Raw genomic sequence first — 24,637 nt, 5'->3', positions numbered from 1 at the left:
GGACGAGAGACATGTCGATTTTTCTGAACAAGGACTCCAAGGTCATCGTGCAGGGCATCACCGGCGGTGAGGGCACCAAGCACACCGCCCTCATGCTGAAGGCCGGCACGCAGGTCGTGGGCGGCGTCAACGCCCGCAAGGCCGGCACCACCGTGAGCCACACCGACAAGGACGGCAACGCCGTCGAGCTGCCCGTGTTCGGCACGGTGAAGGAGGCCATCGAGGCCACCGGCGCCGACGTGTCGATCGCGTTCGTGCCGCCGGCGTTCTCGAAGGACGCGATCGTCGAGGCGATCGACTCCGAGATCCCGCTGCTCGTGGTCATCACCGAGGGCATCCCGGTGCAGGACTCGGCCGAGGCCTGGGCCTACGCCAAGGCGAAGGGGAACAAGACCCGCATCATCGGGCCGAACTGCCCCGGGATCATCACCCCCGGCGAGGCGCTCGTGGGCATCACCCCCGCGAACATCACCGGAAAGGGACCGATCGGCCTCGTGTCGAAGTCGGGCACCCTGACCTACCAGATGATGTACGAGCTGCGCGACCTCGGCTTCTCGACCGCCATCGGCATCGGCGGCGACCCGATCATCGGCACCACGCACATCGACGCGCTCGCCGCGTTCGAGGCCGACCCCGAGACCAAGGCGATCGTGATGATCGGTGAGATCGGTGGAGACGCCGAAGAGCGTGCCGCCGACTTCATCAAGGCCAACGTCACGAAGCCCGTCGTGGGCTACGTGGCCGGCTTCACCGCCCCCGAGGGCAAGACCATGGGCCACGCCGGCGCCATCGTCTCCGGCTCGGCCGGCACCGCCCAGGCCAAGAAGGAGGCCCTCGAGGCCGCCGGCGTGAAGGTCGGCAAGACGCCGTCCGAGACCGCCGCACTCCTCCGCGAGGTCTACGCCGCGCTGTGATATTCCCCGGTGGGACCGTGCTTCGCGCGGTCTCACCGGGCCGCGGTTCTGGTGGGCCGCGCCGCCGCCTCTGCGGCGCGGGCGACCTGTTCGCGTGCGGCCGCGCGCTCACTCCGGGTCGTCGGGTACGGCCCGTCACGACGACAGCGGGGCCTCTGGCTGCGGGGGTCTGACAGAATCGTTGCGTGACGAAGGTGAATGAGGCGGCGGCCGTCGGGGGGCTGTGGCGGCGGCTGCGGCATGAGTTCGTGACGCCCGAGTCGATCTACGGGACCATCATCGTCAGCGCCCTGATCGTGCTGATCGAGGACGGCGAGACCGACTTCGACATGATCACCTCCGTCTCGGTCACGGTCTTCGTGTTCTGGATCGCGCACGTCTTCGCCGCGACCGTCGCCACGCACGGCCGGCGCAACGGGGTCGAGATCCCGGTGGGGGAGGCTCTCGCTCGCGCCGTGCGCCACGCGGCCGGACTGCCCGTCTCGGCCATCCTGCCGATCCTCGTGCTCTCCTTGGGAGCGAGCGGCGTGCTGCCCGAGCGCCTCGCCTACCAGCTGGCGCTCCTCGTGAGCGTGCTGCTGCTCGCGGGTCTCGGCACCCTCGCCTTCGCCGAGCGCGGTGCCCGCTGGTACGCGAGCATCGCCGGCGGGCTGGCCACGGGGCTCGTGGGACTCGCCGTCATCATGCTCAAGGTCATCCTGCACTGACGGCGGGTCTTTCGAGTGCTCCCTGACAGGGGGCGCGTGCCGCACGGGAATGGCGCGGCTCGAGAGGTAGGCTCGCCACGCATGAATCGCCCAGTCACCGCCCTGCTCGCCGCTCTCGACGCCCTCATCGTCGTCGCGATCGGAGTCGGCATCCCGCTCATCCCGCTCACGCTGCTCTGGGCCATCCAGTTCGAGCTCGCGGTCGACTGGCTCGACTTCTGGAGAGCCTCCGGCGACCTCTGGCTGCTCGGCAACGGCGTCGACCTCTCGCTCGCGATCGATCCGGCGCTCGCCCTGCAGCTCGGCGTCGCAGGCGCCGAGGTGCCGTTCACGGTGGGCATCGCACCGCTCGGCCTCGCGCTCGTGACCGTGCTGCTCGGAGTGCGCTCGGGCCGCCGGCTGGGCGGCACCCCCTATCCCGTCACCGGTGGCGCGGCCGGTGTGCTCGCCGTCGCCGGCCTCGGCCTGCTCGTGGCGCTCGGCTCCACCGCCGAGGGCGCGGCGCCCGCTCTGCCGCAGGCCGCCGTGCTCCCCGCCCTCGTCTACGCCCTCGGGCTCGTCGTGGGCTACGCGACGAACCCCCGGCGCGTCGCCTCTTCTGAGTTCGGCCCGGCGTCGGTCCTCCGGATGCGCGGGCGCACGGCGGTGGAGCGTTTCGACGAGCGGGATCGCGGCCTGCTGGGGCTGGCACTCCGGGCAGGGACGATCGCGGCCGCCGCGGTCGTGGGCTTCTCCGCCCTCGCCATGGCCCTCATCCTCGTGACGAACTTCTCGCCCATCGTCGCCCTCTACGAAGGGCTGCAGGCCGGGGTGCTCGGGGGAGTGAGCCTCACCCTGGCGCAGCTCGCGCTGCTGCCCAACCTCATCGTGTGGACGGCGAGCTGGTTCGTGGGCCCGGGCTTCGCCTTGGGCACGGGGTCGGCGGTGTCGCCGCTCGGCACCCAGCTCGGCCTGGTTCCCGCGCTGCCCGTGCTCGGCGCCCTGCCCGAGGGAACTCCGGCTCTCGGCTTCGTAGGGCTGCTCGTCCCGGTGGCCGCGGGCTTCCTCGCCGCCGCCGTGCTGCGACCGGCGCTCACACAGAGAGTGCAGGGGCGGGCGGGGGCCCTCCGGCGCACCCTCGCCACCGCCGCGCTCGCGGGAGTGGTCGGAGCGGGCATCCTCGCCCTGCTCGCCCTGGCCTCCCAGGGGGCCGCCGGGCCCGGTCGTCTCGCCGACGTGGGGCCCGATGCCGGGTGGGTTCTGCTGTGCGCCTTCGGCGAGTTCACCGTGGCGATGCTGCTCGGCTTCGCCACCGGGGCCGTGCGCCGAGCCGACGTGAGCCGGAGTGCCGCGGCCGATACACTGTGACGGTGCTCTCGCTCCTCGTGCTGATCTCCGGGGGAGGCTCCAACCTCCGGGCGCTCCTCGAAGCCTCGAGCGATCCCGGCTACCCCGCCCGCGTCATCGCGGTGGGGTCGGACACGGAGGCCGACGGCCTCGCGCACGCCGAGGAGTTCCAGATCCCGAGCTTCACCGTGCTGCCCACCGCCTTCGAGAGCCGGGCCGCCTGGGGAGACGAGCTGCTCGCCCAGATCGATCGCTGGTCGCCGGACCTCGTGGTCTGCGCGGGCTTCATGCGCATCCTGCCGCCGGCCGTCGTGACGGCCCTGGCTCCCCGCATCATCAACACCCACCCCGCCCTCCTCCCCGCCTTCCCGGGTGCGCATGCCGTGCGCGACGCCCTGGCCGCGGGGGCTCGGACGACAGGGGTCACCGTGCACGTGATCGACGAGGGCGTCGACACCGGGCCCGTCATCGTCCAGCGCGAGATCGCCGTCCTCCCGGGCGACACCGAGCACGAGCTGCACGAGCGCATCAAGGTGGTGGAGCGCGAGCTGCTGGTGCAGGCCGTGCGCGACATCGCCGAAGGACTAGTCGATCTCAAGGAGACAGCAGCACGATGAGTGGCCCCCAGCACGACCCGAGCCTCTACACCCACCGCGACGTCGTCCCCGCCACGCGGGCGCTCATCTCGGTCAGCGACAAGACCGGGCTCGTGGAGCTCGTGCAGGCGCTCGCCGCCGCGGGGGTCGAGATCGTCTCCACCGGATCGACCGCGAAGGCCATCGCCGACGCCGGCGTGGCCGTCACCGAGGTCTCGAGCGTCACGGGCTTCCCCGAGTCGCTCGACGGTCGCGTCAAGACCCTGCACCCGGGCGTGCACGCCGGCATCCTCGCCGACCTGCGCCTGGAGTCGCACAAGCATCAGCTCGAGGAGCTCGGCATCCGGGCCTTCGATCTCGTGGTGGTCAACCTCTACCCGTTCCGCGAGACCGTCGCCTCGGGCGCAGCGCCCGACACCGTGATCGAGCAGATCGACATCGGCGGCCCCGCCCTCGTGCGCGCCTCGGCCAAGAACTTCGCGAACGTGGCCATCGTGGTCTCGCCGGAGCGCTACTCCGCCGTCATCGAGGCGATCGCCGCCGGGGGCACCTCCCTCGGCCTCCGCCGGGAGCTCGCCGCGCTGGCCTTCGCACACACCGCCTCGTACGACACCGCCGTGGCCGGCTGGTTCGCCGAGCAGCTCGGCCAGACCGAGTCCCGGACCGAGACCCCGATCGGGTCACCGGATGCGGCCACCGACGCGCAGTTCCCGGCCGAGCTCGCAGTCTCGGCCACGCGCACCGCCACCCTGCGGTACGGCGAGAACTCGCACCAGCAGGCCGCCCTCTACTCGCGCCCCGAGGGCCACGGCATCGCCCAGGCCGTGCAGCTGCACGGCAAGGAGATGTCGTACAACAACTACGTCGACGCCGATGCCGCCGTGCGCGCGGCTTTCGACTTCGCCGCACCGGCTGTGGCCATCATCAAGCACGCCAACCCCTGCGGCATCGCCGTGGGTGCGGCCTCGGCGCCCGATCGGATCGCCGACGCGCACGCCAAGGCGCACGCGTGCGACCCCGTCTCGGCGTTCGGCGGCGTGATCGCGGCCAACCGCACCGTCACCCTCGCCATGGCCGAATCGGTCAAGGACGTCTTCACCGAGGTGCTCGTGGCCCCCGCCTTCGACGCCGACGCCTTCGAGGTGCTGAGCACCAAGAAGAACCTGCGGCTGCTCACGCTGCCAGAGGGCTTCGGCCGCGAGGCCGTGGAGCTCCGGCAGCTGAGCGGCGGGTTCCTCGCGCAGACCCCCGACGGCTTCGAGGGTCTCGACCGCTCCACCTGGACGCTCGCCGCCGGCCCCGCGGCCGACGAGGCCACGCTCGACGACCTCGAGTTCGCCTGGAAGGCCTGCCGCTCGGTGAAGTCGAACGCCATCCTGCTCGCGTCGCGCGGCGCATCCGTCGGTGTCGGTATGGGTCAGGTGAACCGGGTGGACTCGTGTCAGCTCGCCGTGAGCCGGGCGGGCGATCGTGCCGCGGGTTCCGTGGCCGCCTCCGACGCCTTCTTCCCCTTCGCGGACGGCCTCGAGGTGCTTCTCGCCGCAGGCGTCAAGGCGGTCGTGCAGCCGGGCGGTTCGGTGCGTGACGCGGAGGTGGTCGAGGCCGCCGAGAAGGCGGGGGTCACCATGTACTTCACCGGTGAGCGTCACTTCTTCCACTGAACTCCCCCCGATCCGAGATTCGTCCAGCCAGCTCCGCTTAAGGTCGTGACCATGTCTTCCTACCGGCTCCGCTCGGTCATCGCCTCGATCGTCGCGGCCCTCGCAGTGGCCCTCGTGGCACTCGTGGCGGCAGATCTGGCGTACTTCATCCAGAACGCGCAGAACCCGCAGGTCTTCGCGGTCTACACCGAGTACTTCCTGAACTCGACCCTCGTGCTGTTCCTGTTCACCGCGGTCTTCGGGCTGGTCGGCGCCTTCCGGCACTGGTACACGTCGGCCATCGCGGGGGTCGTCTCCGGGGCCCTCGCCGCCCTCATCGGCACCGGTCTGTCGGCACTCGCCGCCGGCATCGCCTTCGCTGACCTCCTCGCCCCCCTCGTGGGCACGCTTGTGGGGAACAACCTGATCTTCGTGCTCGGGGCGATCGTGGCCTCGGTGGCCATCGCTCCCCGGATCCACGCGCGGGTGGGCCTCAGCGAGCAGGAGGAGGTGCTGCGCAAGAAGTACGTGCTCGTGCGGCGCCCCGCGAAGAGCCTGCAGGACGGCCTCGTGACGCACATCGAGCGCGAGACCGTCGACGTCGAGCTCGCCGAGCGGCAGTGGGAGTCCTACGTGGCCGCGCTCACGGGCGCCGGCTGGGACCCGGTGGAGGTGGCGCCGGCCGGCGACCTGCCGGACTCGGTGTTCGTGGAGGACACCGTCGTGATGTTCGGCGCCCTGGCCGTGCTCACGAGCCCGGGCGCCGACGAGCGGCTCGACGAGATCGACGGCGTGGAGGAGAGCCTCACGGCCCTCGGCCTCGAGGTGCTGCGGATCGAGCGCCCCGGCACCCTCGACGGCGGCGACGTGCTGAAGATCGGCACGACCATCTTCGTGGGGCGCGGCGGCCGCACGAACTCCGACGGCATCCGCCAGCTCCGCAAGATCCTCGCGCCGCGCGGCTACTCGGTGGTGGCCGTGCCCGTGACGAAGGCCCTGCACCTGAAGAGCACGGTCACAGCCCTGCCCGACGGCACCGTCATCGGGTACCGGCCCCTCGTCGACGACCCGTTCGTCTACGACCGCTTCCTCGAGGTGCCGGAACCCAGCGGCGCCCATGTGGTCATCCTCGCCGACGACACGGTGCTCATCGCCTCCTCCGCCCCCGAGTCGGCCCGGCTGATCGAGGGGCTCGGCTACCGCGTGATCTCGGTCGACATCTCGGAGTTCGAGAAGCTCGAGGGCTGCGTGACCTGCCTCTCCGTGCGCATCCGCTGACCCCGCTTGCGGGGGAGGGGCCGGGAACGTATTCTGTAAGGCTGCTTACGAGGAAACGGACCATGCCAGAGCCCACGAACCCCCAGTCGGCCGTGGGAACGGTCGCCGTGCTGTCGCGCCTGCGACCCTACGTGCGCGAGGCCCTGCCCCGCATCTACGCCGCCATGGTGGTCTCCGTGGTCGCGAGTGCGGTGGCGCTCGCCATCCCGCAGGTGCTGCAGTGGATGGTGGACGGACCGCTCGCCGACGGCGATCCTGGACCGATCTGGGTGGCCGCGGGCATCGTGCTGGCCCTGGGAGTGCTCGAGGCCGTGCTCATCGGTGCCCGGCGAGCCCTGGTGCTGACCCCGGGCACGCACGTCGAGGCGCGGCTGCGCAACAGCCTCTACCGACGGCTGCAGAACCTGCCGGTGGCGTTCCACGACCGCTGGCCGAGCGGGCAGCTGCTCTCGCGCGCCGTGAGTGACCTCAACCTCATCCGCCGCTGGCTCTCGTTCGGTCTCGTGCTGCTCGTGGTGAACGTGCTCACCATCATCGGCGGCGCCGTCATCCTGATCGCGCTCAACTGGGTGCTCGGGCTCATCTTCGTGGCGGCCGCGGTGCCCGTCATCCTCTACAGCTTCAGTTTCGAGCGCAAGTACTCCGACGTGGCCAGGCGGAGCCAGGACCAGACCGGCGACCTCGCGACGAGCGTGGAGGAGTCCGTGCACGGCATCCGCGTGCTCAAGGCCTTCGGCCGCGGACGCTACGCCCTCAAGCGGTTCGAGTCGCAGGCCGAGCAGCTCCGCGGCACCGAGATCGAGAAGGCCAAGGCGATCGCAGGCATCTGGCTCTACCTCACGCTCATCCCGGACCTCGCCTTCGGCGTGTGCCTCGTGGTGGGCGTCTGGCTCGCCTCCACCGGGCAGTCGTCGGTGGGTGAGCTCGTGGCGTTCTTCGCCACCGGCACCGTGCTGCTGTTCCCCATCTGGTCGCTCGGCTACTTCCTCGCCATGACCCTCGACGCGAAGACCGCCACGCTGCGCTTCTTCGAGGTGATGGACGCCGAGAACACGATCATCGACCCGGAGCAGCCGGCGGCGGTGTCGCGCGGCCGAGGCGAGCTCGTCTTCGACGACGTGCACTTCCGCTACCAGGATGCGCCCGCGACGTTCCCCGACCTCGTCGACGGCGTCTCGCTCACCGTCCAGCCCGGAGAGACCATGGCGCTCGTGGGGCTCACCGGTTCGGGCAAGTCCACGCTCACGGCGCTCACCACCCGGCTCTACGACGTCACCGGCGGTTCCGTGCGGGTCGACGGTGTCGACGTGCGCGATCTCGCGCTCGACGACCTGCGCTCCCGCATCGCCATGGCGTTCGAGGAGGCGACGCTGTTCAGCCGCACCGTGCGCGAGAACGTGCTGCTGGGCCGGCCCGACGCCTCGGAGGAGGATCTCCGCGAAGCACTCAACATCGCCCAGGCGTCGTTCGTCGACGACCTGCCCGCGGGGCTCGACACGAAGGTGGGGGAGGAGGGACTCAGTCTCTCCGGCGGCCAGCGGCAGCGACTCGCGCTGGCGCGGGCGATCGCGGCGCGCCCCGAGATCCTCGTGCTCGACGATCCGCTCTCGGCGCTCGACGTCGACACCGAGGCGCTCGTGGAGGCCGCCCTCCGGCGCGTGCTCGCCACCACCACGGCGCTCATCGTGGCCCACCGGCCCTCGACCGTGGCGCTCGCCGACCGGGTGGCGCTGCTGGAGAACGGCCGCATCACGGCTGTGGGCACGCACTCCGAGCTGCTCGCCTCGAGCGCGCACTACCGCTTCGTGATCTCGAGCTTCGACAGCCCTGAGGTCCCCGCCACCGAGGAGGTGTCCCGATGAGCGACTCGACCGATTCCCGCGACTCCACCGTCTCGGGTGTCGCGGGCGAGGAACGCGACGACTTCTCGCGCGACGAGAGCCGGCAGATCCGCCGCCGCTCCCTGCGCCTGCTCGGCTCGCTCATCCACCCCCTGCGGGCGCGCCTCGCGCTCAGCATCGTGGTCGTGGTCATCAGCACGGTCTCGCAGGTCGCCGGCCCCTCGATCATCGCCTATGGCATCGACACGGGACTGCCCGCCCTGCTCGCGAACGACTGGATGCCCGTGGGTCTCGCTGGCCTCGCCTACCTGCTGGCCGGCATCCTCGGTGCCGGACTCATCGCCTGGTTCACCGTGCTCTCCGCACAGATCAGCCAGGCCATCCTGTTCGACCTGCGCCGGCGGGTGTTCCTGCACACCCAGCGGCTGAGCCTGGAGTTCCACGAGAGCTACACGTCCGGCCGCATCATCTCGCGGCAGACGAGCGACCTCGACGCCATCAGCGAGCTGCTCGACTCCGGCATCAACCAGCTCGTGCAGGGCGTGCTCTACATGGTGCTCACCGCCGTCGCGCTCTTCCTGCTCGACGTCGAGTCCGGCTTCATCCTTCTGGTGGCCCTCGTGCCGCTGGCCATCCTCACCCGCTGGTTCCAGGTGCGGTCGCAGCGGATGTTCCGGCGCACGCGCGTGGCGTCGGCCCGGCTGATCGTGCGCTTCGTCGAGACCATGACGGGCATCCGCGCCGTGAAGGCGTTCCGCACCCAGAAGGCCGACGCGGCGGAATTCGCAGGCCTCGTCGAGGACAACCGCGAGGCCAACGCCAAGGTCATCCGGCTCTTCGGCATCTACGACCCCGGCCTCGTGCTCATCGGCAACGTTGCGGTGGCCGTGGTGCTGCTCGTCGGCGGCTTCCGGGTGATCGACGGTGGCATGGAGATCGGCGTGCTGCTGGCCGCGGTGCTCTACACCCGCCGGTTCTTCGACCCGATGGAGGACATGGCGATGTTCTACAACAGCTACCAGAGCGCCACGGCTGCGCTGGAGAAGATCTCGGGGGTGCTCGAGGAGCGGCCGAGCGTGCCCGACCCGGAGCATCCGGTCGACCTCTGGACCTCGAAGGGCGCGGTGGAGTTCGAGGCCGTGGCGTTCGGTTACGTGGCGGGCCGGCCGATCCTGCCCGAGTTCGACCTCGACATCCCCGCAGGCCAGACGATCGCGCTCGTGGGCTCCACAGGTGCCGGCAAGTCGACGCTCGCCAAGCTCATCTCCCGGTTCTATGACCCCACGGCCGGGCGCATCACCCTCGACGGCATCGATCTGCGGGAGCTCCACCCGAAAGATCTTCGGCGTGCGATCGTGATGGTGACCCAGGAGGCTTATCTCTTCTCCGGCACGGTGGCCGACAACATCGCGATCGGCCGCCCGGAGGCGTCGAGGGACGAGATCGTGGAGGCCGCGAAGGCCGTGGGTGCCGACGAGTTCATCCGCGGGCTCCCGAACGGCTACGAGACCGACGTGAACAAGCGCGGCGGGCGGGTGTCGGCCGGCCAGCGGCAGCTGATCTCGTTCGCGCGGGCCTTTCTCGCCGACCCGGCCGTGCTCATCCTCGACGAGGCGACCGCCTCGCTCGACATCCCGAGCGAACGGCTCGTGCAGGAGGCGCTGCAGACCCTGCTCGCCGACCGCACGGCCGTGATCATCGCGCACCGGCTCTCGACCGTCTCGATCGCCGACCGCGTGCTCGTGATGGAGCACGGGCGCATCGTGGAGGACGGCACGCCAGACGAGCTGATCGCGGGCACCGGGCGCTTCGCCCAGCTGCACGCGTCGTGGCGGGAGTCGCTGGTCTAGGGCCGCAGGCCCCGAAAGAGAGGGGTCAGGGCTTCCAGGCGAAGAACTGCGAGCCGTAGAGGAAGGCGACGTGCCAGCCGTCCTGGCAGGTGATCTCCTCGGGCGGCGGCAGGGTCTGCGGCCACCAGGTGTCGTCCAGCGGCGCCGTGTTGCCGGCGACCGAGGCATCGCACGCCGTGCCGATGGCCTCGGGTGCGGGGTCGCCGAACTGCATGATGGCGGCGCCCGTCTCGGCGTTCTCCTTGATGCGGATGCCGACGGCGTCCTCCGGCACCCAGGAGGGGATCTCGATGGTCGCGTCGGCTCCGCGGGCATCGGCGACGGTCGGGTAGAGCTGCGATTCGACCGGAGGGGTGATGGCGCTCGCGAGGGAGCAGCCGGAGAGCGCGGCCAGGAGGCCTGCCGCCGTGATCCCGGCGAGGAGTGCGCGCTTGGTCATCTGCTGTGGTCGGTCCTCTCGTGCAGAGCGGCCGGATGCGACGGCCGCCACCGTGCTACAGCGTAGTCGACCGCATAACCCGGTTCCCGCGAGATCGCCCGGAGCGGGGTTCCCTCGCTGTCGTAGTGCAGACGGGCGGATGCCTCGTGCCCGATGGGAGGGAGGCCCCCGGCGCGCACGACGCGCCACCACGGATGGGCGTGGCCGTAGGAGCGCATGATGCCCCCGACGGCTCGCGCTCCTCGGCTGCCGAGCAGGGCGGCGACGTCGCCGTAGCTCAGCACCTGGCCCGCGGGGATCGAGTCGACCACCTCGAGCACGTCGTCGACGAAGCTCACGCCTGAGCGGTGGCGCCGTCAGGGCTCACAGGGTGAGTGCGGCGATGGTCTCGCCGTAGGGCGTCTCGCCGATGGTCTCGAAGCCGATCCGCTCGAAGAAGGCGGCCGGACCGTCCTCGCCCGGCTCGAACATCACCGTGATGCGCTCGAAGCCGCGCGAGCGCGCCTCGTCGGCCAGCGCGAGCACGGCGAAGCGGCCGACGCCGCGGCCCTGGGCGCTCGCGGCCACGTTGATGCGCCAGATGCAGCCGCGGAACACGTCCTCGGTCGCATCCGGATCGAAGTTGCCCATGATGAAGCCGACGACCTCGTCGTCTTCGAGCACCACCCGGGGCCACGCCGTGTTGGGGTTCACGTAGGCCTCGGCGATGGAGTGCGACACCGGTGCCACGTACTGCTCCTGGCCGGGCTTCAGCGTGAGGGTGTTCGCCGCGACGATGTTCGATGCCGCGAGTTCTTCCAGCCTCAGTTCGCTCATGCTGACAGGGTATCGGCTGCCCTCCGGCCGCGCCAAGATATCTCGATGTCGAGATAACTGGAGGACAAGGTAAACTGGCTGACGGCCCACTTTCGAACAGCTGTCAAGGAGCTGAATTGCAGAAGATCAAGGTTGAAGGCACGGTCGTCGAACTCGACGGCGACGAGATGACTCGCATCATCTGGCAGGCCATCAAAGACACGCTGATCCACCCGTACCTCGAGGTGAACCTCGAGTACTACGACCTCGGCATCGAGTACCGCGACCAGACCGACGACCAGGTCACGATCGACGCGGCTCACGCCATCCAGAAGCACGGTGTGGGGGTCAAGTGCGCCACCATCACGCCCGACGAGGCCCGGGTGGAGGAGTTCGGCCTGAAGAAGATGTGGAAGTCGCCCAACGGCACCATCCGCAACATCCTCGGCGGCGTGATCTTCCGCGAGCCGATCATCATCTCGAACATCCCGCGCCTCGTGCCCGGCTGGAACAAGCCGATCATCATCGGCCGTCACGCCTTCGGCGATCAGTACCGCGCCACCGACTTCGTGTTCAAGGGCAAGGGCAAGCTCACGGTCGAGTTCACGCCCGAGGACGGCTCCGAGCCGATGAAGTTCGAGGTCTACGACGCTCCCGACGACGGCATCGCCCAGGTGCAGTACAACCAGGACGCCTCGATCCGCGACTTCGCGCGCGCCTCGCTCAACTATGGCCTCACCCGCAACTACCCCGTCTACCTCTCGACGAAGAACACGATCCTGAAGGCCTACGACGGCCGGTTCAAGGACATCTTCCAGGAGATCTTCGAGACCGAGTTCAAGGAGCGGTTCGACGCCGCCGGCCTCACCTACGAGCACCGTCTCATCGACGACATGGTCGCCTCGGCCATGAAGTGGGAGGGCGGCTACGTCTGGGCCTGCAAGAACTACGACGGCGACGTGCAGTCCGACACCGTGGCTCAGGGCTTCGGCTCGCTCGGCCTCATGACCTCTGTGCTGGCCACGCCGGACGGCAAGGTCGTGGAGGCGGAGGCCGCGCACGGCACCGTGACCCGCCACTACCGCCAGCACCAGGCCGGCAAGCCCACGTCGACCAACCCGATCGCCTCGATCTTCGCCTGGACCCGTGGGCTCGCCCACCGCGGCAAGCTCGACGGCAACCAGGAGCTCATCGACTTCTCGCTCACCCTCGAGGACGTCGTGATCAAGACGGTCGAGTCGGGCAAGATGACGAAGGACCTCGCGCTGCTGGTGGGCCCCGAACAGGGCTACCAGACCACCGAGGAGTTCCTCGCCACGCTCGACGAGAACCTCAAGGAGCGCATGGGCGCGTAAGCACCCCGAGCGTTGTCGCAGAGCCCCCGCCCCGGTCAGTCCGGGCGGGGGCTCTGCCGTTCTCCGGCGGCCACGACGAGCACGACCTCGAAGGCCGAGGTGAGCAGCACGAGATCGGCGAGCATGCCAGGGCGGAGGGCCCCCAGCTCGTGCGAGCGGCCGATCGCGCGCGCCGGGGTGGCCGTGAGCGCCTCGACGGCCTGCACGGGGTCGACCCCTGCCGTGATGGCGGTCCGCAGAGCGGCATCCTGGGTGAGGGTGGAACCCGCGATGGTGTCGGTGCCCCGGAGCACGGCGTGGCCGCCCGCGACCGTCACCTCGAGCGAGCCGAGACGGTAGTCGCCGTCGCCGGCGGCCGCTGCGGCCATGGCGTCGGTGACGAGGGCGATGCGTCCGGGAGCGCTGCGGAAGGCGAGCTCGAGCACGGCCGGATGCACGTGCTCGCCGTCGGCGATCAGCTCGAGCACCACGCGGTGGTCGTCGAACGCGGCCACGACGGGGCCGGGGGATCGGTGGTGGATGCCGGGCATCGCGTTGAAGGCGTGGGTGAGCAGGGTGGCCCCGCGGTCGAAGGCGTCGCGCGCCTGGTCGAACGTGGCCTCGGTGTGGCCGAGGGCGACCACGACGCCCGCCTCGGCGAACGTCTCGATCGCACCGAGCGCATCCGGGAGCTCGGGGGCGAGCGTGATCTGCAGCAGGCTGCCCTGGCCCGCGGCCACGAGGTCGCGCACGAGGTGCGGAGTGGGGTGGCCGAGGAACTCGGCACGGTGGGCGCCCTTGCGGGTCGGGGCGAGGAAGGGCCCCTCGAGGTGCGCCCCGAGCACGAGCGGATCGGCCCGGGCGAGGCGGGCGACCGCGTCGAGGCTCGCCTCGAGCTCGTGCGGGGGGTTCGCCACGAGCGAGACAGCGGATCGGGTGGTGCCGTGGGCGCGCTGCACCGAGAGCCCCGCGAGCATCGCGTCGTGCCCGTCGTCGAAGGCGTGGCCGCCCGCGCCGTGCACGTGAAGGTCGATGAAGCCGGGGGTCAGCCAGGCCCCGCCGGCGTCGACGACCTCGACAGATGGCGCCTCGGAGGGCTGGGACGACGGAGTTCCGGGGGAGTGGTGGGAGACGACGGATGCCCGGCCGTAGGCGGCCTCGGGGCTCCGTCGTTCCGGAGCTCCCGGACTCCGTCGTTCCGGCGGCACCAGGGCGCGCCAGCCGTCTCCTGTGCCCACCGCGGAGATGCGCTCACCCTCCACGGCGAGCCAGACGTCGTCGACGATGCCGTCGGCGTCGAGCTTGCGGGCTCCGTGGAGAACGAGGCTCACGTCAGGGCCTTGCGCCCCGCTATGACTCCACTGCCGATGGCGAGAACCGCGAACACGACGGCCACGATCGGCTGCCCGAGGGTGAACCATGCCAGCGCCGCGGCCATGACGAGGGCGATCTCGACGAGTGCCCGCCCGAACGAGTCGATCGCGATCACGGCGCGGGGCGACAGGAACAGGGCCCAGATGAGGATCGCCAGAAGCGGTGCCACGATTCCGACGACGATGTTCCAGGGGAACGGCCAGGTCAGGAAGCCCCAGATCCCGAGGCTGACGAACAGGAAGATCTCGAGCACGAGGTGGAGGACGTCGTTGACGCCGAGACGGATCGGGCGGGACTGATCGGACACGGACTCCATGCTAGGCGCTCCGGCGACGCCATGTTACGGGTTTGTAAAGACCGTGCACAAAAGCGCTGAAGGTCTTGATCCGAGTATGTTCGTAAGCTTTACTAACAAACATGACGCAGCTGCGGAAGGCATTGAGGCCGAGCACGAAGGCCCTGCCCGAATACACCCGGGGGCACAACCGCTCCCTCGTGCTGCAGACCCTCTACCGCGACGGCCGGCGCAGCCGAGCCGACATCGCCCGTGAGACGGGCCTCACCCGGGTGACCGTGAGCGCGCTCGTGGCCGAGCTCATCGCCGAGGGCCTGCTCGTGGAGCTGGGCCAGCGGGAGGAGACCCGACCGGGCAAGCCCGCGACCCTGCTCGATCTCGACCGCAGCGCGTTCGTGATCGTGGGGCTCGACCTCTCGGAGCACTCCGTGTTCACGGGAGCGCTGCTCGACCTCGACGGAGCCATCTCGACCCGAGTCGAGGTGGAGCTCGCGGGCTCCACCGGCGACGAGGCGCTCGCGAAGGTCGTGGACCTGGCCGAGCAGCTCGTCGCCGCGGCCACCGCGCCCGTGCTCGGAATCGGCGTCGGCTCGCCCGGTGTCGTGGATCTCGGCGGCGTGGTGCTCTCGGCCCCCAACCTCGGCTGGAACGGCCTGCCCCTGCAGGCGCTGCTCGCCGAGCGCTTCGGGGTGCCCGTGGTCGTGGCCAACGACGCCAACGCGGCCATCCTCGCCGAGCACAGTTTCGGCGGAGCCGCGAGCGACGCGATGCTCGTGAAGATCGGCCACGGTGTCGGTGCCGGCCTCCTGCTCGGGGGCACGCCTCTGTTCGGCAGCCGCTTCGCCGCGGGTGAGATCGGGCACGTCGTGGTGGGCACCGACGGCGGGGCGGTCTGCGCATGCGGCAAGCGGGGATGCCTCGAGACCTGGCTCAGCATCCCGAACCTCCACGCGAGGCTCGACCGACCGGAGAACGCCGACGCGCGCGAACGCGACGTCGTGCTCCGCGAGGCGGGGGAGCGGCTCGGCATCGCGCTGGCTCCCGTGGTGGGAGCGCTCGACCTCGGAGAGGTCATCCTGAGCGGCCCCACAGATCTTCTCGACGGAGCACTCGCGAGTGCCACCGTCGAGACGCTCCGGAACAGGACGATGGCCGAGTTCCACGGCTCCGTCACGCTCCGGATGACCGCGCTCGGGCCGGACATCGTGCTCCGAGGCGCCGCCGTCATGGTGCTCTCCTCGCGCCTCGGAGTCTCCTGACGGAACAGCACCACCTGCAGTCACCCCAGCCGGTGCCCAGCCGGCGACCATCGCCCTAGGAAAGGTAGAACACCATGAGGAAGACGACTCTCGCCGTCACCGCTCTCGGCGTCACGGCAGCACTCGCGCTCACCGGGTGCGCCGGAGGATCAGGATCCGGGGACTCCGGCTCGGGCGGCGACGACGCCGACATCCGGGTCTGGCTGAACGGCACCGACACCCCGGATGCCGCGCGTGACTACCTGAAGACCACCTTCGAGACCGACCACCCCGGCAGCACCCTCACCATCGAGGAGCAGAGCTGGACGGGCCTCGTCGACAAGCTCACGACCAACCTCTCGGGATCGGACAGCCCCGACGTGGTCGAGGTGGGCAACACGCAGGCCGCCGCGTTCACCTCGGCCGGCGCGTTCCTGCCGCTCACCGACGTCTACGACGCGATCGGTGGAGACGACCTCCTGCCCGGCTTCGTCGAGGCCGGGAGCTACGACGGCACCCTCTATGCCGCTCCCTACTACTCCGGTGCACGCCTGGTGTTCTACAAGAAGGACCTGCTCGCCAACGCAGGACTCTCGGTGCCCACGACCCTCGACGAGTACGTCTCCAACGGCATCGCGCTCGCCGAGGCCAACCCGGGCGTCTCGGGGATCTACTTCCCCGGCCAGGACTGGTACAACGCCCTGCCCTACATCTGGGAGGCCGGCGGCGAGATCGCCGAGCAGGACGGCGACACCTGGACCTCGACGTTCTCGAGCCCGGAGTCGATCGAGGGACTGAAGCAGGTGCAGGAGGTCATGACGAAGGCCTCGGTGGCGGCCAAGGACGGCAACGAGACCGACCCGCAGGTGCCCTTCTGCGAGGGCGTCGTGGCCAACCTCTCAGCGCCGAGCTGGCTCAAGGGCTCGATCCTCGCCCCGGCCGACGCCGACGCCCCCGGCTGCCCCGACCAGGAGCCGAATCTCGGCGTCTACGCCCTCCCCGGCGCCGATGGCGGCGCGGCGCACGTGTTCGCGGGCGGCTCGAACATCGCCGTGGCCGCGAAGTCGGCCCATCCGGAGCTCGCCACCGACGCACTCGAGATCATGCTGAGCGATGAGTACCAGTCGATCCTCGGCGAGAACGGCCTCGTGCCCGCCAAGCTCTCGCTCGCCGGCACCCTCGGCACCGACGAGGTGGCCACCGCGATCGCCGAGGCGGCCGCCAACTCCAAGCTCACCCCGGCCTCGCCGAAGTGGGCCGACGTGGAGGCCTCGGGCGCTCTGCAGGACTTCTTCGTGTCGATCGCCCAGGGCGGCGACGTGGAGCAGCTCGCGGCGGACCTCGACGAGAAGATCGACGGGATCCTCAACTCGTAGAGCGAGAGAAATGACGGTGGCCGTGCGCGAACACGGCCACCGTCAGCCCAGATGCCCATCGCCCTAGGAAGGTGGTGAGCACCCTTCGATCGTACTGGGAGTACCCACCATGACCTCCTCTGTGATGCTGGTCCGGGAGCACGAGTCCGGAGGCGTTCAAGAGCTGCCGCTCGCGCCGAAGAAGAACGGGAAGCGGGGCCCCTCGAGGGCGCGACCGGGCCGCTTCACCCCGGGCGTGCTGCTCCTGCCCGCGCTCCTCGTCCTCGCCGTCGTGATCGGCTGGCCGCTGATCCAGCTGTTCGTGATGTCGTTCCAGGAGTTCGGCCGCGCCCAGGTGTTCGGGGCGCCGGCGCCGTTCATCGGCTTCGACAACTACACGCGCGTGCTCGGCGACCCTCAGTTCTGGGCGGTGCTGGCGCGCAGCGTGCTGTTCTGCCTCGCCAACGTCATCGCCGCCATGGTGATCGGCACCCTCGTGGCGCTCCTGATGAACCGGGTCAACCGGTTCTTCAAGGTGCTCGTGAGCGTGGGGCTGCTGCTGGCCTGGGCGATGCCCGCCCTCACCGCCACCATCGTCTGGGGCTGGATGTTCGACACCCAGTACGGCGTGGTGAACTACCTGCTCGAGGCGGTCTCGGGCCAGGACTACACGAACCACTCGTGGCTGATCGACCCGTTCTCGTTCTTCGTGGTGGCCACCATCATCGTCACCTGGGGCGCCGTGCCGTTCGTGGCCTTCACGATCTTCGCGGGCCTCACCCAGGTGCCCGAGGAGGTGCTCGAGGCCTCGCAGCTCGACGGCGCGGGCGCCTGGCAGCGGTTCCGGCTGATCGTCTTCCCCTACCTGCGCTCGATCTTCGTGGTCGTCATCATCCTGCAGGTCATCTGGGATCTGCGGGTCTTCACCCAGATCTTCGCGCTGCAGGGCATCGGCGGCATCAAGGAGGAGACCTCCACGCTCGGCGTGTACATCTACCAGACCTCGCTCGGCCAGGGCGACTACGGAACGGGCGGCGCCATCGCCGTGATCATGGTCATCCTCATGGTCGCCATCTCGGTGCTCTACGTGCGCCGCAGCCTCAAGGAGGAGGAGCAGTGACCCTGTCCCGCAAGCGACTGACCGGCATCCTGCTGGGCGCCGCCTCGATCGTCGTGTTCGCGTTCTCGGTGTTCCCCGTCTACTGGATGGTCAACACCTCCCTGCAGCCCAACAACGAGATCCGCGGCAGCGTGCCGAACTTCGTTCCGCAGAACCTCACCCTCGCCAACTACGAGACGGTGATCTTCGATCCGGGCCGGGCGCCCTTCCTGCCCGCGCTCGGCAACTCGCTCATGGTGACCGGCTCGACGGTCGTCATCGCACTCGTCTTCGCCTTCCTCGCTTCGCTCGCGGTCACCCGCTACCGGTTCAGGAGCCGCAAGACCTTCATCTTCGTCATCCTCATCATCCAGATGATCCCGGCCGAGGCCATGATCGTCTCGACCTACCGGGTGCTCGACGGCTGGGGGCTGCTCAACACGATCGTGGGCCTCACCCTGGTCTACGTGGCCACTGTGCTGCCCTTCACCATCTGGACCCTCCGCGGCTTCGTGAACGGTGTGCCCGTCGAGCTCGAGGAGTCGGCCATGATCGACGGCTGCTCGCGCACCGGCGCCTTCTGGCGCATCACCTTCCCGCTGCTCGCACCCGGCCTCGTGGCCACGGGAGTGTTCGGGTTCATCCAGGCCTGGAACGAGTTCCTGCTGGCCCTCGTGGTGAACTCGCGGCCCGAGATGATGACGCTGCCGGTGTGGCTGCGCACCTTCCAGCAGGTCACCGGCACCACGAACTGGGCCGCCATCATGGCGGGGTCGACGCTCATGGCCATCCCCGTGATCGTGTTCTTCCTGATCGTGCAGGGCCGGATGACCTCCGGTCTCGTCAGCGGGGCGGTGAAGGGATGACCGGCGACACCAGAGCTGTCGTGCTCGGAACGCTGCTGCCGGGTTTCGAGGGCACGACACTGCCCGCCTGGGTCGAGCGGATGCTCCGCGAGGGTCTCGCAGGGGTGTGCCTGTTCGGCGAGAACATCGTCGACGACGCGCAGCTGCGCGCCCTCACCGCCGCGATCACGGCGGCCAACCCGCTCGCGCTCATCGCCATCGACGAGGAAGGCGGAGACGTCACGCGCCTCTACTACGACCGCGGGTCGCCCTTCCCCGGCAACGCGATCCTCGGCCGGATCGACGAGGAGGAGACGACGAGGCGGGTGGCGGTGGCCGTGGGCCGGGAACTCCGCCGGGCCGGCATCAACCTCGACTTCGCCCCCGACGTCGACGTCAACTCGAACCCGCTCAACCCGGTGATCGGCATCCGGAGCTTCGGCGCCGATCCGGTGCTGGTGGCGCGGCACGCTGCGGCTTGGACGCAGGGGCTGCAGTCGACGGGCGTGGCCGCGAGCATCAAGCACTTCCCGGGGCACGGCGACACGGCGGAGGACTCCCACCTCGCCCTGCCGTCGATCGCGGCCGACACCGACGAGCTCCGCCGGCGCGAGCTCCTTCCGTTCCGGGACGCGATCCGTGCGGGAGCGCTCACGGTCATGACGAGCCACATCCTCGTGCGCTCGATCGATCCCTCCTCGCCCGCGACCTTCTCGAGCCCGATCCTCCAGGGGATCCTGCGCGAGGAGCTCGGGTTCACCGGCGTCGTGGTGTCGGATGCGCTCGACATGGCGGGCGCGAGTGGCGACATCGGCATCCCGGCCGCCGCGGTGCGGGCGCTCGCCGCGGGCTGCGACCTGCTCTGCATCGGCACGAAGAACACCGAGGCGCAGCTCGAGGAGATCGCCGAGCTCGTCGCCGCCGAGGTCGATCCCGCGCGGCTCGACGACGCCGCGTCGCGCGTGCGGTCGCTCGCGGCCGGCCTGGCGACGGAACCCGTTCGGGCGGCTGACGCCGAGCTGCCGGGCAGCGACCGCATCGCAGAGGCCTTCGCCATCTCGCCTGAGGCCGACTCCGCTCTGGAGGGCCCCGGATGGGTGGTGCTGCGGGTCGACGCCGAGCCGAACGTCGCCATCGGCGAGGTGCCCTGGGGGCCGTTCCGGGCGTGGGCCCGGTCGGGGTCGCCCGCCCCGGTCGTGTCCGTCTCCGAGGTGGACTCGGGCGAGGCGGCGGCGCGCATACCGCCGGAGGCATCTGTGCTCGTGATCGGTCGGGACAACCAGCGGCGTCCGGCCGTCCGCTCGCTCATCGACGCTCTGAGCAACCGCCATGAGCGCGTCGTCGCGATCGACATGGGCTGGCCGGGGGACGATCCCGTCTACGCAGGCGTCGCCACCTACGGGGCGTCGGACGCTGTAGGAGAGGCGCTCGTCGCGATGCTGAACGCACGTGGGGTGAGGGCATGAGGCTGGGCCTCGACATCGGCGGCACGAAGACCGACGCGGTGGCGCTCGACGACGACGGCGCGATCGTGGACCGCGTGCGCCTCGTGACGGGCTTCGGCGCCGAGGCGGTCATCCGCACGGCCCTCGACGGCGTCGAGCGGGTCGCGGCGGCGACGGGTCTCGACCCCCGGCAGTTCGCCTCGATCGGTGTCGGCATCCCGGGCCAGGTCGACGCGGCACGCGGGACCGTCACTCACGCGGTGAACCTCGGCTTCGACGAACTCGACGTGGGCGGGCGGCTCTCGGCTCTCCTGGGCCGGGAGGTCAAGGTGGAGAACGACGTCAAGGCCGCCGCGCTCGGTGCCTACCGGCTCCTCACCGCGGGGCCGGACGCGGCGTCGCCCGGCACTGCATTCTCGGGCGAGGCATTCTCGGGCGAGCCGTCGGCCTGGTCGTCGGCCCGTTCGCTCGCGTACCTCAACCTCGGGACCGGGCTCGCCGCCGGCCACGTCATCGAGGGAGCCCTCTGGCGCGGAGCGCGCGGCGCGGCGGGCGAGATCGGTCACATCCCCTTCGACCCCGCCGGTGCGCTGTGCCCGTGCGGTCAGCGGGGGTGCCTCGAGACCGTGGCCTCCGGATCGGCCATCGCGCGGCAGTGGGCCACCGACGACCCGTATCCGGTGCGCTCGCTGCTCGCCGCGGCCGAGGGCGGTCATGCGGGGGCGACGCGCATCCGGGACCGTTTCGTCGACGGTGTGGCGGCGGCGGTGCGGATGCTCGTGCTCACCCTCGACGTCGAGATCGTGATGATCGGGGGAGGGCTCTCCAACCTCGGGCCGTGGCTGCTCGACGAAGTGCGCCGGGTTCTGGCATCCTGGGCCGTGGAGTCGCCGTTCCTCGCGTCGCTCGGGCTCGACGAGCGGGTGCTCCTCGTGCCGGCGGGCTTCCCCGCCGCGGCGGTCGGCGCCGCGCTCGTGGGTGCGCCGTCGGCGCCCGAGGTGGAGAGGATCCCGCATGGCTGAAGTGATCATCGTCGGGTCGCGGCGTGCCGCCGGCGCCCTCGTGGCCGAGGCGATCGAGCGGCTCGTCGCCGCGAAGGCCGACTCGGTGCTGGGGCTCGCCACCGGCGACACCCCGCTCCCGGTGTACCGCGCCCTCGCGGAGCGCGTGCGGGCCGGACTCGACCTCTCGTCGCTCCGTGGCTTCGCGCTCGACGAGTACGTGGGGCTGCCGGTGGCGCACCCGCAGAGCTACCACAGCGTGATCGCGAACGAGGTGGTCACGCCGTTGAAGCTCGACCCGGCGGCCGTGCACGTGCCCGACGGTCGCGCGCTCGGCATCGAGACCGCGGGCGAGCGCTACGAGGACGCCATCCTGGCCGCGGGCGGAGTCGACCTGCAGCTGCTCGGCATCGGGACCGACGGGCACATCGGCTTCAACGAGCCGGGCTCCTCGTTCGCCTCGCTCACCCGCGTGAAGACCCTCACCCGGCAGACGAGGGCCGACAACGCGCGCTTCTTCGACTCGATCGACGACGTGCCCGTGCACAGCATCACGCAGGGCCTCGGCACCATCCTGCGGGCGAAGCGGCTCGTGCTGCTGGCCTTCGGCGCGCAGAAGGCCCACGCCGTCGCGGCGGCGGTGGAGGGACCGCTCACCGCGAGCCTGCCGGCCTCGGCCATCCAGCTGCATCCGCGTGCCACGGTCGTGGTCGACGAGGAGGCCGCGAGCATGCTCGTCGAGCAGGAGTACTACCGCGACGCGTTCGCGCAGAAGCCCACCTGGGGTCCCGTCATCGTGTGAGCGGCTGCGTCAGCGGAAGATGATCGTTCGGGCGCCGTCCTGGAGCACGCGGTCCTCGGCGAACCACTTCACCGCTTGGGTGAGGGTGCGGCTCTCCTCGTCCTGACCGATCGAGACCAGCTCGGCGGGTGTGCGCGTGTGGTCGACGCGCACGACGTTCTGCTCGATGATCGGACCCTCGTCGAGGTCGCTCGTGACGAAGTGGGCCGTGGCGCCGATGAGCTTCACACCGCGGGCGTGCGCCTGCTTGTAGGGGTTCGCGCCCTTGAAGCCGGGCAGGAACGAGTGGTGGATGTTGATCAGACGGCCCGCGAGGCGGTCGCAGAGCTCCGGCGAGATGATCTGCATGTAGCGGGCGAGCACGACGAGCTCGATGTCGTGCTCGTCGACGGCGCGGACGACGCGCTCCTCGAACGCGGCCTTCGACGCGGCATCCGTGACCGGCAGCGACTCGAACGGCACGTCGTAGAAACCCGCGAGATCGCGCAGCACCCCGTGGTTGGAGAGCACGAGCGGGATCTCGACCGGCAGCTGACCGGCTCTCTGGCGGAACAGCAGGTCGTTGAGGCAGTGCGCGGCGGTCGAGACGAGCACGAGGGTGCGCAGCGGCCGCCCCACCTCGTCGAGCCGCCACTCCATGCCGTAGCGCTCGACCACGGGCGCGAGCGCCGCCTCGAAGACGTCGCGGCCGGCCTGCGCCTCCACCTGGAGCCGCATGAAGAACCGGCCGGTGTCGGCCGAGGAGAACTGCTGGCTCTCGGTGATGTTGCCACCGGACTGCACCACGGCGCCGCTCACCGCGTGCACGATCCCGGGCAGGTCGGCGCAGACGAAGGTCAGCACCAGATGGTTGTGCGGCAGCGTCATGGGGTCTCCTCTTGCCAGCGGGCGGCTCTCAGCTAGAATAGTCAGTGGTCGCACGGTCATCGTCCGGCCACGGGCATGTACGAAGTCGTCGCCGAGCAGATCACGTCGCAGGCCGACGGGGGTCCCCGCCGAGAAGGCGGTTCGGTGCTTCAGGTCGTCAGGAACGGCACTCGAGCCTCCTCTGTCCGCCGAATGTCGAGTTGTCTTCGAATGGTGCGCCCTCCGTGACCACATTTCTGCCCAAGACGGGCTCCGTCCCCGCTGTGAAACCCTTCCCCTGGGGCGGCCTGCTCGTGCTCGCCGTCTCCGTCTTCCTCTCGGTCACCGCCGAGATGATCCCCACGGGCCTCCTGCCCGAGATGAGCGCAGGCCTCGGCGTCTCCGAGTCCCAGGTGGGTCTGCTCATCAGCTTCTTCGCGTTCGCTGTCGTGCTCACGAGCGTTCCGCTGACATTCCTGTTCCGGCGGGTGCCCCGGCATCTGCTGCTCATGATGGTGCTCCTGGCCATCGCCGCCTCGAGCATCGTCGGCGGCCTCGCCCCGAGCTTCGAGGTTCTCGTCGTGGCCCGTGTGGTCGGCGGCATGGCACACGGCGTGTTCTGGGGCGTCGTGGGCGCCTACTCGGCCCACCTCGTGCCCAAGGAGCAGATCGGCCGCGCCGTCGCCATCACCACGGGAGGCGGCACGCTCGCCTTCGTGCTCGGGGTGCCGCTCGCCACGACGGTCGGCCACGCCTTCGGCTGGCGGGTGCCCTTCCTCGGCATCGGTGCGCTCGCGGTGCTCGGCGCCGTCTTCATCTGGCTGCTGCTGCCGCGCGTCGACCACCGCAAGCACCTCGAGGTCTCCACCGACACCAAGGCGCTCCGGGCCGAACGCCGTCGCGGCCCGCTCGACCCCACGATCCCCGTGGTCGCGCTCATCTGCATCCTCGTCGCCGTCGTGATGATCGGCAACTACTCCTTCTACACCTACATCGCGCCGTTCATGATCAGCGAGATGGGGATTCCGGAGGGCCAGATCGGACTGCTCCTGCTCGTCTACGGCGCGGCCGGAGCCCTCGGTGTGCTCGCGGCCGGAGCCGTCTTCGGTCGGCGCCCGACCACGGGCCTCCTGATCGCGCTCGGAGCAACCGGCGCCTCGGTTCTCCTGATCGCGCTCTTCGCGGCGAACCCGGTCGTGGCGATCGGAGCGTTCTTCGTCTGGGGTGTCGCGTTCGGGATCATCCCGACCCTGCTGCCCACGCGCCTCATGCACGAGGCGTCGCCCGCGATCCGCGACTCCGCCAGCGCCTTCTACTCGACCGCGTTCAACGCCGGCATCGGGCTGGGAGCGCTCGTGGGTGGGATCTTCCTCGACTCGTTCGGCCTCGCCTCCCTGCCGTGGATCTACCTGGTCGGGCTCGCCGTGGGAATCGGGCTGCTGCTCGCGACCCCCGCACTCACTCGCCGCGCGCAGCGCTCCTGAGGTAGGCTGGCCGCGTCGCAACTGGCGTTCAGATGGCTCACCATCGGGAAGCGACGGACAAGGGATTCGGCCGCGCGCCTGGGTCGATACGGATCCCGACACACGTAGTCCGTCACGCCGAAAAGGAGCCCGT

The 24,637-nt window shown here is 70.2% G+C and carries 23 protein-coding genes and 1 riboswitch; of the genes, 17 read left to right on the top strand and 6 right to left on the bottom strand.

Going from position 1 to position 24,637, the window contains the following annotated elements; genetic code table 11:
• Positions 1 to 11 precede the first annotated feature (11 nt).
• The 8 genes from sucD (at position 12) to N1028_RS02700 (ending at position 10,152) form a co-directional block, all read left to right on the top strand.
• The gene (gene sucD / locus N1028_RS02735) at positions 12 to 914 is read left to right on the top strand and encodes a succinate--CoA ligase subunit alpha (protein WP_259525235.1); all 903 of its coding nucleotides are present in this window, start codon (positions 12 to 14) and stop codon (positions 912 to 914) included.
• 185 nt (positions 915 to 1,099) lie between these two features.
• A complete protein-coding gene (locus N1028_RS02730) occupies positions 1,100 to 1,621 on the top strand; it encodes a hypothetical protein (protein ID WP_259525234.1) in 522 nt (173 codons plus the stop codon).
• An 81-nt stretch (positions 1,622 to 1,702) separates the two neighbouring features.
• A complete protein-coding gene (locus N1028_RS02725; protein ID WP_259525233.1) occupies positions 1,703 to 2,968 on the top strand; it encodes a cell division protein PerM in 1,266 nt (421 codons plus the stop codon).
• Between the two features lie 2 nt (positions 2,969 to 2,970).
• The gene (purN, locus tag N1028_RS02720) at positions 2,971 to 3,564 is read left to right on the top strand and encodes a phosphoribosylglycinamide formyltransferase (protein WP_259525232.1); all 594 of its coding nucleotides are present in this window, start codon (positions 2,971 to 2,973) and stop codon (positions 3,562 to 3,564) included.
• Positions 3,561 to 5,204 (top strand): bifunctional phosphoribosylaminoimidazolecarboxamide formyltransferase/IMP cyclohydrolase, encoded by a 1,644-nt coding sequence (gene purH / locus N1028_RS02715; protein WP_259525231.1) that lies wholly within the window; start codon positions 3,561 to 3,563, stop codon positions 5,202 to 5,204. Before purN ends, purH begins: the two co-directional genes overlap by 4 nt.
• 51 nt (positions 5,205 to 5,255) lie before the next feature.
• Positions 5,256 to 6,461 (top strand): dimethylargininase, encoded by a 1,206-nt coding sequence (ddaH, locus tag N1028_RS19730; protein ID WP_310795561.1) that lies wholly within the window; start codon positions 5,256 to 5,258, stop codon positions 6,459 to 6,461.
• A gap of 62 nt (positions 6,462 to 6,523) precedes the next feature.
• Positions 6,524 to 8,323 carry an ABC transporter ATP-binding protein gene (locus N1028_RS02705; RefSeq protein ID WP_259525230.1) on the top strand — a complete coding sequence of 600 codons (1,800 nt, stop codon included), beginning with the start codon at positions 6,524 to 6,526 and terminating at the stop codon, positions 8,321 to 8,323.
• Positions 8,320 to 10,152 carry an ABC transporter ATP-binding protein gene (locus tag N1028_RS02700; protein WP_259525229.1) on the top strand — a complete coding sequence of 611 codons (1,833 nt, stop codon included), beginning with the start codon at positions 8,320 to 8,322 and terminating at the stop codon, positions 10,150 to 10,152. Before N1028_RS02705 ends, N1028_RS02700 begins: the two co-directional genes overlap by 4 nt.
• Before the next feature lie 25 nt (positions 10,153 to 10,177).
• On the opposite strand, the gene N1028_RS02695 is transcribed toward N1028_RS02700, so the two are convergent.
• The 3 genes from N1028_RS02695 to N1028_RS02685 are packed head-to-tail and all read right to left on the bottom strand — an operon-like array spanning position 10,178 to position 11,407.
• Positions 10,178 to 10,591, bottom strand: a complete 414-nt coding sequence (locus N1028_RS02695) for a hypothetical protein (protein WP_259525228.1) — start codon at positions 10,589 to 10,591, stop codon at positions 10,178 to 10,180.
• On the bottom strand, positions 10,588 to 10,929 hold the full coding sequence (locus N1028_RS02690; RefSeq protein ID WP_259525227.1) for an MGMT family protein: 342 nt from the start codon (positions 10,927 to 10,929) through the stop codon (positions 10,588 to 10,590). The genes N1028_RS02695 and N1028_RS02690 overlap by 4 nt, the downstream gene beginning before the upstream one ends.
• Positions 10,930 to 10,954: 25 nt before the next feature.
• Positions 10,955 to 11,407, bottom strand: a complete 453-nt coding sequence (locus N1028_RS02685) for a GNAT family N-acetyltransferase (RefSeq protein WP_259525225.1) — start codon at positions 11,405 to 11,407, stop codon at positions 10,955 to 10,957.
• Between the two features lie 116 nt (positions 11,408 to 11,523).
• Here N1028_RS02685 and N1028_RS02680 point away from each other — a divergent pair, with 116 nt between their 5' ends.
• Positions 11,524 to 12,741 (top strand): NADP-dependent isocitrate dehydrogenase, encoded by a 1,218-nt coding sequence (locus N1028_RS02680; RefSeq protein ID WP_259525224.1) that lies wholly within the window; start codon positions 11,524 to 11,526, stop codon positions 12,739 to 12,741.
• A 35-nt stretch (positions 12,742 to 12,776) separates the two neighbouring features.
• On the opposite strand, the gene nagA is transcribed toward N1028_RS02680, so the two are convergent.
• Both nagA and N1028_RS02670 read right to left on the bottom strand, forming a co-directional pair.
• Positions 12,777 to 14,051 (bottom strand): N-acetylglucosamine-6-phosphate deacetylase, encoded by a 1,275-nt coding sequence (gene nagA, locus N1028_RS02675; RefSeq protein WP_259525223.1) that lies wholly within the window; start codon positions 14,049 to 14,051, stop codon positions 12,777 to 12,779.
• Positions 14,048 to 14,410, bottom strand: a complete 363-nt coding sequence (locus tag N1028_RS02670; protein ID WP_375163397.1) for a YrdB family protein — start codon at positions 14,408 to 14,410, stop codon at positions 14,048 to 14,050. The genes nagA and N1028_RS02670 overlap by 4 nt, the downstream gene beginning before the upstream one ends.
• A 101-nt stretch (positions 14,411 to 14,511) precedes the next feature.
• On the opposite strand from N1028_RS02670, the gene N1028_RS02665 reads away from it, so the two are divergent.
• From N1028_RS02665 to N1028_RS02635, 7 genes are all read left to right on the top strand, one after another.
• The gene (locus N1028_RS02665; protein ID WP_259525220.1) at positions 14,512 to 15,648 is read left to right on the top strand and encodes an ROK family transcriptional regulator; all 1,137 of its coding nucleotides are present in this window, start codon (positions 14,512 to 14,514) and stop codon (positions 15,646 to 15,648) included.
• A 74-nt stretch (positions 15,649 to 15,722) separates the two neighbouring features.
• Positions 15,723 to 17,003, top strand: coding sequence for an extracellular solute-binding protein (locus N1028_RS02660; protein WP_259525219.1), 1,281 nt, complete (start codon positions 15,723 to 15,725; stop codon positions 17,001 to 17,003).
• Positions 17,004 to 17,112: 109 nt separating this feature from the next.
• A complete protein-coding gene (locus tag N1028_RS02655) occupies positions 17,113 to 18,102 on the top strand; it encodes a carbohydrate ABC transporter permease (RefSeq protein ID WP_259525218.1) in 990 nt (329 codons plus the stop codon).
• Positions 18,099 to 18,947 (top strand): carbohydrate ABC transporter permease, encoded by an 849-nt coding sequence (locus N1028_RS02650; protein WP_259525217.1) that lies wholly within the window; start codon positions 18,099 to 18,101, stop codon positions 18,945 to 18,947. Before N1028_RS02655 ends, N1028_RS02650 begins: the two co-directional genes overlap by 4 nt.
• The gene (gene nagZ, locus N1028_RS02645) at positions 18,944 to 20,392 is read left to right on the top strand and encodes a beta-N-acetylhexosaminidase (protein WP_259525216.1); all 1,449 of its coding nucleotides are present in this window, start codon (positions 18,944 to 18,946) and stop codon (positions 20,390 to 20,392) included. Before N1028_RS02650 ends, nagZ begins: the two co-directional genes overlap by 4 nt.
• On the top strand, positions 20,389 to 21,393 hold the full coding sequence (locus N1028_RS02640; RefSeq protein ID WP_259525215.1) for an ROK family protein: 1,005 nt from the start codon (positions 20,389 to 20,391) through the stop codon (positions 21,391 to 21,393). The genes nagZ and N1028_RS02640 overlap by 4 nt, the downstream gene beginning before the upstream one ends.
• Complete coding sequence (locus N1028_RS02635) at positions 21,386 to 22,174, top strand: glucosamine-6-phosphate deaminase (RefSeq protein ID WP_259525214.1); 789 nt, start codon at positions 21,386 to 21,388, stop codon at positions 22,172 to 22,174. Before N1028_RS02640 ends, N1028_RS02635 begins: the two co-directional genes overlap by 8 nt.
• A 9-nt stretch (positions 22,175 to 22,183) precedes the next feature.
• On the opposite strand, the gene purU is transcribed toward N1028_RS02635, so the two are convergent.
• Positions 22,184 to 23,041, bottom strand: coding sequence for a formyltetrahydrofolate deformylase (gene purU, locus N1028_RS02630; protein ID WP_259525213.1), 858 nt, complete (start codon positions 23,039 to 23,041; stop codon positions 22,184 to 22,186).
• Between the two features lie 224 nt (positions 23,042 to 23,265).
• Between purU and N1028_RS02625 the strand changes: the two genes are divergently transcribed.
• Positions 23,266 to 24,504, top strand: a complete 1,239-nt coding sequence (locus tag N1028_RS02625) for an MFS transporter (protein ID WP_259525212.1) — start codon at positions 23,266 to 23,268, stop codon at positions 24,502 to 24,504.
• A 7-nt stretch (positions 24,505 to 24,511) separates the two neighbouring features.
• Positions 24,512 to 24,595, top strand: a riboswitch (ZMP/ZTP riboswitch).
• Positions 24,596 to 24,637 lie beyond the last annotated feature (42 nt).

Origin of the sequence: Herbiconiux oxytropis, assembly GCF_024979315.1 — a bacterium.
Classification (GTDB): domain Bacteria; phylum Actinomycetota; class Actinomycetes; order Actinomycetales; family Microbacteriaceae; genus Herbiconiux; species Herbiconiux oxytropis.
This window is presented reverse-complemented; position numbering and strand designations above follow the sequence as displayed.

Bases quoted from the DNA above. Each gene is read 5' to 3' on its own strand.
- N1028_RS02655 (WP_259525218.1), top strand. From the start codon at position 17,113: ATGACCTCCTCTGTGATGCTGGTCCGGGAGCACGAGTCCGGAGGCGTT.
- N1028_RS02640 (WP_259525215.1), top strand. From the start codon at position 20,389: ATGAGGCTGGGCCTCGACATCGGCGGCACGAAGACCGACGCGGTGGCG.
- N1028_RS02660 (WP_259525219.1), top strand. From the start codon at position 15,723: ATGAGGAAGACGACTCTCGCCGTCACCGCTCTCGGCGTCACGGCAGCA.
- purU (WP_259525213.1), bottom strand. From the start codon at position 23,041: ATGACGCTGCCGCACAACCATCTGGTGCTGACCTTCGTCTGCGCCGAC.
- N1028_RS02685 (WP_259525225.1), bottom strand. From the start codon at position 11,407: ATGAGCGAACTGAGGCTGGAAGAACTCGCGGCATCGAACATCGTCGCG.
- purH (WP_259525231.1), top strand. From the start codon at position 3,561: ATGAGTGGCCCCCAGCACGACCCGAGCCTCTACACCCACCGCGACGTC.
- N1028_RS02725 (WP_259525233.1), top strand. From the start codon at position 1,703: ATGAATCGCCCAGTCACCGCCCTGCTCGCCGCTCTCGACGCCCTCATC.
- N1028_RS02695 (WP_259525228.1), bottom strand. From the start codon at position 10,591: ATGACCAAGCGCGCACTCCTCGCCGGGATCACGGCGGCAGGCCTCCTG.
- N1028_RS02700 (WP_259525229.1), top strand. From the start codon at position 8,320: ATGAGCGACTCGACCGATTCCCGCGACTCCACCGTCTCGGGTGTCGCG.
- N1028_RS02670 (WP_375163397.1), bottom strand. From the start codon at position 14,410: ATGGAGTCCGTGTCCGATCAGTCCCGCCCGATCCGTCTCGGCGTCAAC.
- nagZ (WP_259525216.1), top strand. From the start codon at position 18,944: ATGACCGGCGACACCAGAGCTGTCGTGCTCGGAACGCTGCTGCCGGGT.
- N1028_RS02665 (WP_259525220.1), top strand. From the start codon at position 14,512: ATGACGCAGCTGCGGAAGGCATTGAGGCCGAGCACGAAGGCCCTGCCC.
- ddaH (WP_310795561.1), top strand. From the start codon at position 5,256: ATGTCTTCCTACCGGCTCCGCTCGGTCATCGCCTCGATCGTCGCGGCC.
- N1028_RS02705 (WP_259525230.1), top strand. From the start codon at position 6,524: ATGCCAGAGCCCACGAACCCCCAGTCGGCCGTGGGAACGGTCGCCGTG.
- N1028_RS02635 (WP_259525214.1), top strand. From the start codon at position 21,386: ATGGCTGAAGTGATCATCGTCGGGTCGCGGCGTGCCGCCGGCGCCCTC.
- sucD (WP_259525235.1), top strand. From the start codon at position 12: ATGTCGATTTTTCTGAACAAGGACTCCAAGGTCATCGTGCAGGGCATC.